10 protein-coding genes are annotated in these 13,671 nt (G+C 66.7%); 3 read left to right on the forward strand and 7 right to left on the reverse strand.

Annotated features, from left to right (window positions below; all coding sequences use genetic code 11):
- Window positions 1–32: 32 nt before the first annotated feature.
- From IAE38_RS22710 to IAE38_RS22740, 7 genes are read right to left on the reverse strand one after another with little or no spacing between them, the layout of a single operon-like run.
- A complete protein-coding gene (locus tag IAE38_RS22710) occupies window positions 33–1,817 on the reverse strand; it encodes a dipeptide ABC transporter ATP-binding protein (protein WP_201219409.1) in 1,785 nt (594 codons plus the stop codon).
- Entirely contained in the window at window positions 1,814–2,641 is an 828-nt protein-coding gene (locus IAE38_RS22715; RefSeq protein WP_201163371.1) for an ABC transporter permease, read from the reverse strand. The genes IAE38_RS22710 and IAE38_RS22715 overlap by 4 nt, the downstream gene beginning before the upstream one ends.
- On the reverse strand, window positions 2,634–3,710 hold the full coding sequence (locus IAE38_RS22720; RefSeq protein WP_201163372.1) for an ABC transporter permease: 1,077 nt from the start codon (window positions 3,708–3,710) through the stop codon (window positions 2,634–2,636). Before IAE38_RS22720 ends, IAE38_RS22715 begins: the two co-directional genes overlap by 8 nt.
- Window positions 3,703–5,277, reverse strand: coding sequence for an ABC transporter substrate-binding protein (locus tag IAE38_RS22725; protein WP_201219410.1), 1,575 nt, complete (start codon window positions 5,275–5,277; stop codon window positions 3,703–3,705). The genes IAE38_RS22720 and IAE38_RS22725 overlap by 8 nt, the downstream gene beginning before the upstream one ends.
- A gap of 10 nt (window positions 5,278–5,287) precedes the next feature.
- Window positions 5,288–6,475, reverse strand: coding sequence for an LLM class flavin-dependent oxidoreductase (locus IAE38_RS22730; RefSeq protein ID WP_201219411.1), 1,188 nt, complete (start codon window positions 6,473–6,475; stop codon window positions 5,288–5,290).
- A 48-nt stretch (window positions 6,476–6,523) separates the two neighbouring features.
- On the reverse strand, window positions 6,524–7,255 hold the full coding sequence (locus tag IAE38_RS22735; RefSeq protein WP_201219413.1) for a class II aldolase/adducin family protein: 732 nt from the start codon (window positions 7,253–7,255) through the stop codon (window positions 6,524–6,526).
- 18 nt (window positions 7,256–7,273) lie between these two features.
- Window positions 7,274–8,335: an ABC transporter substrate-binding protein gene (locus IAE38_RS22740; RefSeq protein ID WP_201219415.1), complete on the reverse strand. Its 1,062-nt coding sequence runs from the start codon at window positions 8,333–8,335 to the stop codon at window positions 7,274–7,276.
- Window positions 8,336–8,711: 376 nt separating this feature from the next.
- Between IAE38_RS22740 and IAE38_RS22745 the strand changes: the two genes are divergently transcribed.
- The 3 genes from IAE38_RS22745 to IAE38_RS22755 all read left to right on the forward strand — a co-directional run bounded on the left by IAE38_RS22745 (window position 8,712) and on the right by IAE38_RS22755 (window position 13,645).
- Window positions 8,712–9,944 (forward strand): acyl-CoA dehydrogenase family protein, encoded by a 1,233-nt coding sequence (locus IAE38_RS22745; protein ID WP_201219417.1) that lies wholly within the window; start codon window positions 8,712–8,714, stop codon window positions 9,942–9,944.
- 91 nt (window positions 9,945–10,035) lie between these two features.
- Window positions 10,036–11,811 (forward strand): ABC transporter ATP-binding protein, encoded by a 1,776-nt coding sequence (locus tag IAE38_RS22750; RefSeq protein WP_236404353.1) that lies wholly within the window; start codon window positions 10,036–10,038, stop codon window positions 11,809–11,811.
- Window positions 11,804–13,645 carry an ABC transporter ATP-binding protein gene (locus IAE38_RS22755; protein WP_201219419.1) on the forward strand — a complete coding sequence of 614 codons (1,842 nt, stop codon included), beginning with the start codon at window positions 11,804–11,806 and terminating at the stop codon, window positions 13,643–13,645. The genes IAE38_RS22750 and IAE38_RS22755 overlap by 8 nt, the downstream gene beginning before the upstream one ends.
- Window positions 13,646–13,671: the final 26 nt, after the last annotated feature.

Below are 13,671 nucleotides of genomic sequence, written 5' to 3' on the forward strand. Positions count from 1 at the left end.
GTCACAGGCGCCAGACAACCCAAGGCATACACCTAGAGCCCAACACGCAACCTGGGCGAATGCTCCACCAGCGTCCGGGTATACGCATCAACCGGCCGCCCAAGCACCTGCTCGGCAGCCCCCTGTTCCACCACCCGCCCCTGGCGCAACACCAGCACCCGGTCGGCAATCGCCCGAACCACCCCAAGGTCATGAGTAACGAACAACAAGGTCAGCCCCTCCCCCTGCAATCGCTGCAACAACGCCAGAATCGACGCCTGCACCGACACATCCAGCGCCGAAGTGATCTCGTCACACACCAGCAACTTCGGCTCGCAGATCAACGCCCGGCCAATCGCCACGCGCTGGCGCTCGCCACCGGACAAACTATGCGGGTACAAGTCGGCCACACGCGCCGGCAGCGACACCCGCTCCAGCACAGCCTCGACCCGCTGACGCGCTTCAGCACCGCGTACCCCGAAAAAGTGCGCCAACGGCGCGCTGAGGGTTTGCCCGATCGTCTGCCGTGGGTTCAAGGCCCTATAGGGGTTCTGGAACACGTACTGGATTTGGTGACGCAGGCGCGCATCGCGTTCACGCGCGGCAAACGCCAAAGGCTCGCCGGCGTAGCTCATTTGCCCCTGAACGTTTTCGCCCAGCCCGGCAATGGCCCTGGCCAGGCTGGTCTTGCCCGAACCTGACTCGCCCACCAGCGCCAGGCACTCCCCTTGGCACACCCGCAGGGAAACGTCGAACAACACCTGCCGATCGTAGGCGACATCCAGCTCGCGGACGTCCAGCAACACCGCTTCGCCCGGCGCCGCAACAGCCTCGGCAGCCACCTCACCAAGGGGCAGCGGCTCCCGGTGCGGCACCAGGCAGGCCACCCGATGCCCGCCTTCATCGGCCAGCAAAGACGGCTCGATCACTGAACACTCTGCACGGCGCCTGCCGCAGCGCGGCGCAAACGCACAGCCGCCTGGGCGCTGCCCCGGTGCCGGGGCATGCCCGGCAATCGCCTGCAACGGCTGGCGTCGGGCGATGTCGGGAATGGCCGCGAGCAAGGCGCGGGTGTAAGGATGCAGCGGTGCGCGGAACAACGCCTCGCGCCCGGCCACTTCCACCAGGCGCCCGGCGTACATCACCATCACCCGGTCGACCAGGTCACGCACCACCGCCAGGTCATGGGTGACGTACAGCGCCGCCACACCTTGGTCACGGCACAGGCGCTTGACGGTCTGCAGCACGTGGGCCTGGGTGGTCACGTCCAGTGCTGTGGTGGGCTCGTCGAGTACGATCAGCTTTGGCCGCAAGACAAACGCCAGCGCCAGCATCACCCGCTGCTGCTGCCCGCCAGACAGTTGATGCGGGAACCGCCGCAGAAAGGCGTCATCATCAGGCAGCCCCACATCCAGCAGGGTTTGGCCGATACGCTGGCGCAGCGCTTCACGCGGCAATGCAGGCTGGTGCGCCAACAGGGTCTCACGCAGCAAGGCCCCCAGGCGCAGCGCAGGGTTCAGCGCCGTGGCCGGGTCCTGGGCCACATAGCCGACCAGCCCGCCACGGGCCAGGCGCAAGGCCTCGCCTTCGAGTTCGAGCAGCGATTGCCCGGCCACCACCACGTGCCCGCCAACAATACGTGCACCCTGCCGGGCATGACGCAGCAACGCCGTGGCCAAGGTGGTCTTGCCCGAGCCGGACTCGCCTACCAGGCCAACAATTTCGCCTGCTGCAAGGCTGAACGACACCTCGGCCAGCACATCGACCTGCCCGGCCAGCTCCACCCGCAGGTCGCTGACCTGCAACACTTCGCTCGCCACATTCAACAGCGCGCTCATGGCTGCTTCTCCCCGATCCGTGCACTGGCCCGGCCAATCCCTTCGGCCAGGATGTTGGTGCCGTAAGCAAACACGCCGATCAGCAATGCAGGCGCCAGTACGGCCCAGGGCTGCACCAGCAGGCCGGCCTGGTTTTCGTTGATCATCAGGCCCCAATCCGCCGCCGGCGGTGCCACCCCGTAGCCCAGAAAGCTCAGGCCGGACAGCATCCCCACCGCCCAGGTCAGCATGTTGCCGAAGTGCACCAGCAGGGGCGTGAGGATGTTCGGCAGGATTTCCTGAAACAGGATGCGCCAACGCGGGTACCCCATCATCTGCGCCGCCTCGACGTACTCCTGCCCGGCCACCGCCACGGCACTGCCGCGGGCCAGACGAATAACCCCCGGGGTAAAGGCAATGGCCACGGTCAGCACGATCAGCCAAGGCGCCCGGCCGAGCATGGACACGATCAGCAGCACCAGGATCAGGTCCGGGAACGCCAGCGACACGTCGGCCGCCCAGCTGATCGCCTGGTCCAGGCGCCTGCGCGAGAAGCCGGCCAACAGGCCCAGGCTGCCGCCAACCAGCAATGCGAGGGTGGCGGCTGCCACCGACATCCACAGCACCGACAGGCCGCCGCTGAGCAACCGCGAGAGCAGGTCGTGGCCCAGAAAATCGTGCCCCAGCGGCGCCCCGGCAGCCGGGGGGCCGTACACCGGCCCGACCATCGCCGTGGGCGCATGGGGTGCCAGCCAGGGGCCGAAAGCGGCCAGCAGCGCCACCAGCAAGGTGATCACGGCGCCACGCCGCACCTGTGGGTCGGCCAGCCAACGGGTTTCACTCATGGGTCGCCTCCTGGGCAGGGGTGCTGCGCGCGCGTCGCCACCAAGGGCGAATGCCGCGCCGGATACGGCGGATCATCCGCACCCGGCGCGCGGTGCGCAGCTTGGGGGTGAGCAATACGGTCAGCAGGTCGGCCAGCAGGTTGATCAGCACCACCGCCAGGGTGATGACCAGCACCACGCCCTGGATCATCGGCAGGTCGCGCATCTGGATCGCGGCGTTCAACGCCGTGCCGATACCCGGGTAGCTGAAGACCACCTCGGCCAGCAGGGCACCGCCGACCAGCGTGCGCAGGGTCAGTGCCACGCCCTGGATCGCCGGGGTCAGGGCATTGGGCAACGTGTGCCGCCAGACGATGCGCCGCTCAGGGATGCCCCGCAGACGCGCGGCGGTCACATACTCGGACTCCAGCGCCTCGATCATCGAGGCCCGCACCATGCGCGTGAGGTACGGCAGCGCTGTCAGGCTCAGGGCCAGCACCGGCAGCACCAGCGACGGCCACTGCTGCCACAGCGGTAACTGTGGGTCGAGAATCGACACCGCCGGCAGCCAACCCATGCCCGGCATGGAAAACAACAGCACCAGGCCGATGGCCAGCAAAAACCCCGGCGTGGCCTTGAGCAGAATCAGCGCCGACAGGCCCCAGCGGTCCAGCCGGCTGTCACGCCGCAGGGCCAGACTCACCCCCAGCAGCAGGGCCAACGGCACTACCAGTGCCAACACCCCGGCCAGCAGGGCCAGGGTGTGGCCCAGGCGGCCGAACAGCAGCTGCGCCACCGGTACCTGTGAGTCCAGCGAAATGCCCAAGTCCCCGCGCAATGCTGCGCCCAGCCAGCGCAGGTACTGCACCAAAATCGGCTGGTCGAGGCCCAGTTGCCGTTGCAGGGTAAGGATGCTTTCCAGCGGCGCATCCGGGCCGAGGATCACCCGCGCCGGGTCCGAAGGCAGCGCCTGGGTGGCGATGAACACCACCAGGCTTATCACCCACGCGGTCAGCAGCCCGTAGCCTAGGCGGCCGATGAACCAGGCCAGCCAGGCCGGCGTGCGGGGCGTGTGTCGAGGATCAGGCATTGGGGTTCAACCAGAGTTCGTCAAAGCGCCAGGAGGCGAAGGTGGTCTGTTCCGGGGCAAGCCCGCCAACCTTGGCCGACGCAGCATCGAGCACGTCGGAAAAGCCCCAGATCAGCAACCCACCACGTTCGTGCTGGATGGTTTGGGCTTCATGGACCAAGGCCGTGCGCCGCGCTAGGTCGGGTTGGGCCAATGCCTGCTGGAACAGTTCGGTAAAGCGCGGGTCGTGGAAGTTGCTGCGGTTGTAGATGGCCTGCGGTGCATCGTTGTGCAGCGCCGAGGCAAGAAAGCCACGCGCCGGGGTCGAACCCGGCGACAGCTGCCATTGCTCGCGTTGCGGGCCGTTGAAGACCGAGCCGTCCACCTGATTGACCTTAACCTGCACCCCGGCCTTCAGGGCCTGCTGGGCAAACACCAGCGCAGCGTTGACGCCGGGACCCGGCGTGGTGGTCAGTTCGACGCGCAAATCGTCCTGCCCCGCCTGGCGCAGCAGCGAACGGGCCTGGTCCAGGTCGTAGGGGCGCTGGGCAATGGCGTGGTTGTAGGTGGGGTCGTGGGGCGAATACAAGTCGTTGGCCACCCGGCCAAAGCCATTGAGCCCACGGGCCACCAGTTCCTGGCGGTCGGCCAGCAGGCGGAACGCCTGGCGCACCCGTACGTCCTGGAACGGCGCCCTGGCCAGGTTCAGGTTGAAGCCGGTGAACGAGGTGCTCGGCGAGGCATACAGGCGCAGCCGTGGGTCGGCCTTGAGCAGCGCACTGTGCTCGGCCTGCACACCACTGGCCACGTCGATCTGCCCGGCGCGCAGCGCTGCGGCCCGCGACACCTGGTCCTTGAATTCGATGATTTCCAGCTCGTCCGCATAGGGGCGGTTAGGCTTGTAGTAGTTTTCAAAACGGGTGTAGAGCGAGCGCTGGCCAGGTATGAAGCTTTTCAGCCGGTACGGCCCCGCGCCCACCGGGTTGGTCACCGGGTGGTAGTCGGTGGGCACGATGCCGCCGAAGCTGATCAGCGTTTCATCCAGCGGGTAGAAGCTTTGCCCCTGCTTGAAACGTATTTCAATGGTGCGCTCGTCCAGCTTGCGCAGGGCCTGCCGATCGATAGCGCCGACCAGCCCGGCGAAGGGCGAGGCTAGCTGCGGGTCGGTCAGGCGCAGGATGGAAAACAGCATGTCGTCGGCGGTGATGCTTTTGCCGTGGTGAAACTCCAGCCCAGGCTTCAAGCGGATGGTCCAGGCGCTGGCGTCGGCATTCGGCTCGGCGAACTCGGCGAGTGCCAGGCGGGTGCTGACGTCGGCGTTCCATTCCCAGAACTTGGCGTACAGCGCCCAGCCACGGATGATGCCGCCGCCCACCGGCTTGTGCGCATCAAGGTTGCCGGCCTGGTCACCATCGATAATGCCCACCCGCAAGCGCCCACCGCGCACCGGCGAACCCGGCAGCGTTGCACTGGCAGTTGCCGGCGCGCCGCTGTCGCAGCCGCTGAGCAGCCCGCTGCCCAGCAGCAGGCTGCCGCCAACGGCCAGGCTGTTGCCGAGAAACACCCGGCGCGAAAACAGCTCGCTCATCACCCTCTCCTTACGCCGGTTGCGCCACGCCAGGCTTGCTCACTGGGCCCAGGCGCGGCACCTCGAAGCCATGGTCCAGGTCCAGCAGCGGGAACAGCAGGTCTGCCACCCGGTGCGCCTCATCGATCAGCGGGAAGCCCGACAGGATGAATGCCGACGTGCCCTGGGCCTCGTATTCACGGATGCGCTCGGCGACCTGTTCGGCGCTGCCGACCAGGTAAGTGCCGGCAGCCGGGCCGAGGATGTTGAAGCCGAACAGGCTGGGGCCCAGCCAGACGTTGGGGTAGATCTCCAGCTCGCGGGCCGTGGGCAGGCGCCCGGCGCGGATGCTGTCGAGGTTGCGCTGAATGCGCGGGTCGTCGCTGACGTAGCTCTCGAAGGTTTGCCCGGGCGGCAACTGGCGTTCGATGGCTGCGCGCGCGGTGGCCAGCGAAGTGCGCTGCAACAGGCGCTCTGCATGGGCCCACGCTTCTTCCTCGGTCTCGCGCACGATCACTTGCAGGCGGGTGCCGTAGGTCAGTTCGCGGCCGATCTTCGCCGCCTCGGTCGCCACCCGGCGGAACTTGTCGCCGAGCTTTTGCGGGGTGTCGGCAAAGCTCAGGTACACGTCCAGCAACTGCACCGAATGGGCTACGCCCGGTGCCGAGGTGCCGGCGCCCCACAGCGGGATGCCGGGCTTTTGCTTCGGTGGGTGCCAGCCGCCCAGCGGGTGATGGGCAGCGGCGGGCGAACGGGGTGACAGCCTGACGTAGCGGCCGTCGTAACCCGCCGTTTCGCCCGCGTAGAAGCTTTGGAAGGCGCGCCAGTACTCAAGGCTGAAGTCATAGCGTTCATCGTGCGGGTAGTGCACACCCAGCGTGGCCAGGCCGGCGTCGTTGCCGTTGACCACGTTGAACAGCAGCCGGCCGTTGGAAAACTGGTCGAAGGTGAGCGCCCATTTGGCCAGCACCGCTGGCGACAGCTCACCTGGGTGCTGGGCGACCAGGAAGCGCAGGCGCTTGGTGGCGTCAATCAGCGCTGCCGATACGGCCAGGCTTTCATTGGGGCTGGAGCCGAGCAGCGAGCCGTAGAAGCCTAGGCGGTCGGCGGCGATGGCCAGTTGCTTGAGGTGTTCGAAATCGGTGTGCCAGCGGCCGTTGGGCTCCCAAGGGTAAGGGCCGTCGGGGGTGGTCAGGTACCAGAGGATTTTTACTGCCATGAGTCAGGTCCTTGTATTGGAAGGCAGGGGTGCGCATTGCCGCCGAAATCAGCTACCCCGATCGATGCCAGGCACCAGGCCCAATTCGGTAGCACGGTCATACAACCCGCTCATCTTCCACTGCTGGGTCAACACACCCGGCCCGTAAGGCCGCGACCCACCCAAAGCATCGGCCAGCAACTGGATCTGCGCGCCCTCCTCCAGCAACAGGATGAACTCTGCCGTGGCCTGCAGCCCCTGCTTGCCCCACACCGTGGAGCCGCCGTTGGCTTCCAGGATGGCCAGGTTGAAAGGGTTCTCGGCGATCTTGTCGAGGATGAAGTCCACCTCGGCCTGGCGCCGGTCGATGTACACCGGCAGCTCGCGAGCCAGCTGGTAGCGCTGCACCGGCACGTAGTGGAACGGCAAGGTCCGATGGGTTTGCGCCCAAGCGCCCAGGTACGGGCTGTGCACGTGGGACACGGTGGTGACGTCGGGGTGGGTCTGGAACAGCTTGGTGTAACGGCCCAGGCCGCCTTTACCCTTGCCGACGATGACGTTGCCGGCAAAGTCGGTGACGGTGGCCTGCAGCGGTTTGCGGTGGTTCCACGGCCCCCCGTAGTTCACCGACACCAGCAACTCTTCACCCGGCACACGCTCGATGAAGCCGACCGTGCCATTGGCGGTGATGGTGTGGGTTTCGCGAAATACGCTGAAGGCCGCTTCGGCTTCGGCCACCACCTGGTCGATGAAAGCTTGCAGCTCGGCAGTGACGGGGCGTTCGTTGATCAGTACGGTCATGTTCAATCTCCAGTCAGGTCAGGCGCGGCGGTGGGCCAGCAGTTCATGGGCAGCTTGCAGAGGCCGCGGGTCGACCCAGTCGGCGATGTCGAAATCGGCTTCGAGGAAGCCGTGCAGGTACAGGAAATCTTTTTGGGCGCCGAGGAAGGCCAGGCGCTGTGCGGACAGGTCCGGCGCCAGCGTGGTGTGGAAATCACCGCGGTACGCTTCGGCCACGCCCTGGCTGCCCGCGCGGGTTTCTTCTTCGAGGATGCTGTTGAGCGCAGCGCGGTTGTCGGCTGCCCACTCGGCGGCACGCAAGGTCTGGGCAAGAAAGCGCACCACCAGATCAAAATGGTTGTCGAGCAGGCGTTGATGCACGGTGATCGGTCGCGGGGTGCCGTTGTTGATGCGGTGGCGCGGGTCGGCCAGCAGGTCGAGGTCGACGCCGACCACCAGGCCCAGCCGACGTGCGGCATCCGCGGCGGCCGCGCCTTTCACGTACACCGCATCGACTCCACCGCGCGCCAGGTATTCCAGCCCCGACCATAGCCGCTGCAAGCCCAGTTCCGGGGTGGCGGCAGTGGCCTGGTCGAGCAGTGCCACTTCCACCAGTTGCACGTCATCCAGGTGCAGGCCTGCCGAGGCCAGGGCGCCTTTGTAACCATGAAGGCTCATGGCCCGGGCAATGCTGCCCGGCCGGCTGTCGCCCCAGGCCGGCAGCGCCAGGCGCTTGCCGCGCAGGTCGGCGGCGCTGCGGATGCCGGACTCCGGGCGAACCAGGATGGTTTGCCATTCTTCGATCCAGGTCAGGCCGATCAGCCGGCTGGGCGAGCTGGCGGCACGTGCCGCCAGCGCAGGCACGTTGCCGCCTTCGCGAAACAGCCCGGGCAGCTGGTGATCGTAGTGGTGATGGCCAAGCTGGCGGGCCTCTTGCAGGGTCGAGACGGGCAAGCCATCGGCAGCGAACTCCTGCTCCAGCCAGCCGAGCTTGTAGGCCAGGCCTGAGGCGGTGGGCACCGGGCAGCGGGTGAACCAGATGCGTTCCAGGGCGCAGGGGTCGTCTGCGAGGTGTTTTACTGTGGGGGTAGCGAGGGACATGGGGTGGCTCCTTGGGCGTCGTGCAAGCACCATTGCAGTGTGCGTGCCAACCGCTGGAGGCCTTGATTTACCTGGGATTACTTGTTTTGCCAGGTGGTTGGGTGCTTGGCTTGGAGCAGGATTGCGGGTGGGGTGCTGCCAGATCAGCAACATGACTGCTGCTGAGGCAGCAAAATGCTGTGAAAGCCACGCAGGATGCGGCCTGAGAAGGGGTGGCAAAGATATTGCTCAGGACGTTGGGACAGCGGTGTGGCTATTCGCGGGTAAACCCGCTCCCACAGGGAACGCGCAAAGCTCATGCACTGCGGTTCCGGTGGGAGCGGGTTTACCCGCGAAACAGGCGCACTGGCCTCTTCAGACAATTCGAGACCCCACCATGAGTGCCATAGAACCTTCCCCTGCCCGCCGCCTCACCAGCGAGACCGAAGCCATCGAAACCGCCCGCCAGGTCGCCGCGCAAATCGCCGAGCTGGCCGCCAACCCGCGCAATAATGGCCAGCTCCCCCTCCGCCAGGCCGAATTGTTGTCCAGCAGCGGCCTGACCGCCATCGCCGTACCGGCCGAGTTCGGCGGCCTCGGTACCTCGGTGCAGACCGTGGTCGAGACCGTGCGCCTGATCTCCACCGCCGACGGAGGCGTCGGCCAGTTGCTGCAGATTCACAACGTGATGCTGCGCGGCATCTTCACCGGTTACCCCGAAGAAGTACGCGACCGGCTGATTACCGACGTGCTCGCCGGCAAGCGCTTCGGTAACGCCTTGGCCGAAGTCGGCGGCAAGAACAAGTTCGCCCTCAAGACCCGCGTCGAGCGCCGCGCCGATGGCCAGTGGGTACTTAACGGCAGCAAGTTCTACTCCACAGGTTCCTACCTGGCCGAGTGGATCTCGCTGACCGCCGCCAGCGAAGACGGCGGCGTCGGCGTGCTGCTGCACCGCGACACCCCCGGGCTGACCCTGGTGGATGACTGGCAGGCGTTCGGCCAGCAGAACTCGGTGAGCGGCACGGTGAACTTCGACAACATCGTGCTCGACGAGCGCTACCTGACCCGCCGCAGCGGGCCGATGAAGCGCACCGGCCTGACCTTCCCGCAGATCCTCCACGCCGCCATCGATACCGGCATCGCCGCTGGCGCATTGCAGGCGGCTGTCGAGTACCTGCGCGAGCATGCCCGGGCCTGGGTGGAAAGCGGCGTCGAACGCGCCAGTGACGAGCCGCATGTCATTCGCCAGATCGGTGAGTACGCCGTGGCGCTGCGCGGCGCCGAGTCGGTACTGCGCGAGGCGGCGCGGGTGTTCGACGACCACGAGCGCGACCCGGAGAACAAAGCGTTGCAGGATGAGCTGATCCTGTCCGTGGCCACCGCCCGTGCGCATTCCGATGCGGCGTCGTTGAAGATTTCCAGCGACCTGTTCTCGCTGCTGGGGGCCAGCGCTTCGCTGAGCAAGTGGAACCTCGACCGCTTCTGGCGCAATGCCCGGGTGCACACCACCCACGACCCGATCCGCTGGCGGCTGCACAACGTGGGCAACTACTACCTGAACGGGGCCGACCCAGGGGAGTACACGGCGGTGCTCAATGCCAAGGAAACCCAGGGCGCTACACGCCGTTGAATCCATTTGGGGCCGGGGGGCGCGTCGCGCCCCATTCGCGGCACAAGGCCGCTCCTACAAGGGCGGCGTCGCATTCTGATCGAGCATCTACATGAACCACCCGCTTCTTCGGGCATTGGCGATCTACCGCGAAATGCCTTGGCGCTTTGCTTTGGTCGCTGCCTTGTACATTGCCGGCAACCTATGCCTGGCCTGGCAACAGTGGCTGATCGGCCATGCGGTCGATGATGTCAGCGCCGGCCGCGCCGTGCTGCGCCTGGCCGACGGCAGCCTGGACGCCAGCGTGGCCTGGCACTGGTTGTGGCTGCTGCTGGCCATAGCCCTGGGCCGCGGCCTGCTGCAGTACGCCGCCGCCGTGCTGTCGCTGGTGCTCAGCCAGGCCCTGCTCACGCGCCTGCGTGAACGCATCCTCAGCCAGGTGCAGCGCCTGCACCTGGGCTACCACTGGCACCATGGCATGGGCGAACTGGTCACCCGCACCACCCGCGATGCCGACAAAGTGCGCGACGCGCTGATCACCTTCTGGCGGCAGATCATCGAAACCCCGCTGGTGGTAATCGTTGCGGTGGGCCTGTTGAGTTGGTACGACCCGCTGCTGGGGCTGGTGCCACTGCTGCTGACCGGCGCCGGGTTATGGCTGTTCGTGGTGCAGACTGATCGCCTGGTCACCCTGGACCGCGCCGTGGGCGCCGCCTATGACCAGGTCAGTCAGGACCTGGCCGAAGGCATCGGTGGCGTCCGGGTGATCAAGGCATTTGGCCTGGAACAGCAGCGCATTGCCCGCTTCGCCCGGCAGGTCGAGGTGTTCACCGGCCATGCCCGCGCCGCCCTTGCCTACGCCAGTTCGCGCATTCCGCTGCCGCAGGCGGTGGTGGCGCTGGGGCATGTGTGGATCCTGGTGTACGGCGCCCACCGCGTAGCGGCCGGCGCACTGGGCATCGGTGAGCTGGTCACCTCGCTGCTGGTGGCCACCACACTGGTGTTCCGCATCGAAGGCATTGGCCGGGTGATGCAGACGTTCGCCGATGCCCGCGCCAGTGCCGAACGTATCTGGCAGCTGCTGGACGAACGCCCGGCCATCGCTGGCGGCCATGCCACCCTGCCCGCAGGGCCGTTGGGGCTGAAGCTTGACCAGGTGCAAGTCAGTGCAGCAGAGGCTGGCCGGCCCATCCTGCAGGACTGTTCGCTGACCCTGTTGCCCGGTGAGGTGGTGGCGCTGGTCGGCGCAACCGGCACGGGTAAAAGCCTGCTGGCCAGCCTGCTGCCACGTTTGGCCGATGTGCAGCACGGCAGCGTGCAGGTCGGTAGCGATACGGCCGGTTGGCGCGATGTGCGTGACCTCGACCTGGCCGACCTGCGCCGTCGCGTGCAAGTGCTGCCGCAGGAAAGCTTTCTGTTCTCCGACAGCCTGGCCGCCAACCTGCGCCTGGCCGCACCGCAGGCCAGTGACGCCCAGTTGCGTGAAGGCATGCGCCTGGCCGCTGCTGAGGACGTGCTGGAACGCTTGCCCCACGGCCTAGACACGCCGCTGGGCGACCGCGGCGTGACCCTGTCCGGCGGCCAGCGCCAGCGCCTGTGCCTGGCCCGCGCGTTGCTCGGCGCACCCGACATCCTGTGTCTGGACGATGCCACCAGCGCGCTGGATGCCTTGGGCGAACGCCAGGTGCTGCACAACATCCGCAGGCTGCACAGCGCCAGCGGCCAAGGCCCAACCTTGCTGCTGATCACCAGTCGCCTCTCCACCCTGCTGCTGGCTGACCGCGTGCTGATGCTGGAAAACGGCCGCATCACTGCCAACGGCAGCCATGCCGAGTTGTGCGAAAACAACGCCCATTACCGCGACTTGCTGGGGATCGACCATGACTGATGTGCAGCACTCCCCCGCCAGCGATATCGACATCGAACAACGCCTGGCCCGCCAGGCGCTGGACCGGGGCATGTTCCACCGTTTACTGCCGCTTTTGCAGCCCATTCGCGGGCAGATCCTTGCCGTGATCGGCATCGAGCTGCTGCTGGTACTTACCGTGTTTCTGCGCCCGTGGTTCGTGCGGGAACTGCTGGACAAGGGCCTGATGCCCAGCGCCGACCACTGGCTGCTCGACGAGCGTCTGGTACTGTGGTTGGGCCTGGGGCTGGCCGCCAGCTGGCTGGGGCGATTTTTGCTGGCCGGGGTGTCGCAGTTCATAGCCGGGCGCGCAGCGATCGGCGTGCTCAACGCACTGCGGGTGAACGTGTTCGCCCATGTGCAGGCGTTGTCGGTGAGCTACTTCGACCAGACCCGTGCGGGGCGTATCATTTCCCGTGCCGACCGTGATGTGGATGCGCTGGAGCCCCTGCTGGTACAAGGCCCGCCGGAGTTGCTCGGCGCCTTGCTCCGCTGCGGCCTGGCAGCGGTGATGCTGTGGCGCATCGACCCCAGCTTCTTCTACAGCCTGGTTGCCACGGTACCGTTGCTGGCCTTGGCCACCTGGCGCTTTAAAAGGGTGTCGCAGCGCAACTGGGCCAGGGTGGCCGAGCAGCGCAGCCGCTTCACCGCCCACTTGGTAGAAAGTGTGAGCGGGGTGCGGCTGATCCAGCAATGCGGGCAGGAGCAGACCAACCAGGCACGCTACCGGCGCCTGCTGGAAGACTTCAACCAGGCACTGATCCGCGGCAGCCTGCGCGCCGGCTGGTTCGCCCCGTTTACCGCATTGCTCAGCACCGCCGGCATGGCCGTGCTGTTATTGGTCGGCGCTCACGGTTTGGCCGAGGGCAAGGTCAGCGTGGGCCAGGTGGCCGAGAGCCTGTTCTACGTGTTTCTGTTCCTCGGGCCGCTGCAAGAGCTGTCGGACCTTTTCGAGCGCTACGCCACCGGCAGCGCTTCAGCCCAGCGCATTTTCCTGCTGCTCGACACCCGCCCACAAGTGCTTGACCCGCCAGCGCCTCACGCGCTGACCAAAGCGCGCGGTCAGGTGGACTTCGACGCGGTTGGCTTTGCCTATACGCCGAACAGCTCGCGCCCGGTGATCGACGGGCTAGACCTGCAGATCCGCGCCGGTGAAGTGCTGGCCATCGTCGGCCCCTCCGGGCATGGCAAGAGCACCCTGGTGCAGTTACTGACGCGCTTCTACGAAGTGCAGCAAGGCGCCGTGAAGCTGGACGGGATCGACCTGCGTGCGCTGGCCCAGCACGACCTGCGGCGCAACGTGGGTGTGGTGCTGCAGGATAACGTACTGTTCAGCGGCAGCATCCTCGACAACCTGCGCCTGGCCGCTCCAGCTGCCGACAATGCACAACTGGTAGCCGCAGCCCGTGAGCTGGGTGCAGACGAGGTGCTGGAGCGCCTGCCGCAGCGCTACCACACCGAAGTCGGCCCGCTGGGTGCACACCTGAGCCATGGCCAGCGTCAGCTGGTGTGCCTGGTGCGGGCCTACCTGGCCGACCCGGCGGTACTGGTGCTGGACGAAGCGACCTCGGCAGTGGACGTGCATACCGAGCGGCGCATCCAGCGTGCGCTGCGCAGGCTGTGCCAGGGGCGGACCGCGATCATCATCGCCCACCGCCTGGCGACCATCCGCGATGCCGACCGCATTGCCGTGGTGAAGCATGGGCGGGTGGTGGAGCAAGGGGCACATGCCGACCTGATCGGGCGGAGTGGTGCTTATGCAGCGCTGTACGAAGCGTATCTGCGCAGTGCCGGGGAGGTTATGGCCGAAGTGTAGGGCGTGAAGGTTGCTGCGCCTGGGCG

This window comes from Pseudomonas sp. S32, assembly GCF_016648095.1.
Lineage (GTDB): Bacteria > Pseudomonadota > Gammaproteobacteria > Pseudomonadales > Pseudomonadaceae > Aquipseudomonas > Aquipseudomonas parafulva.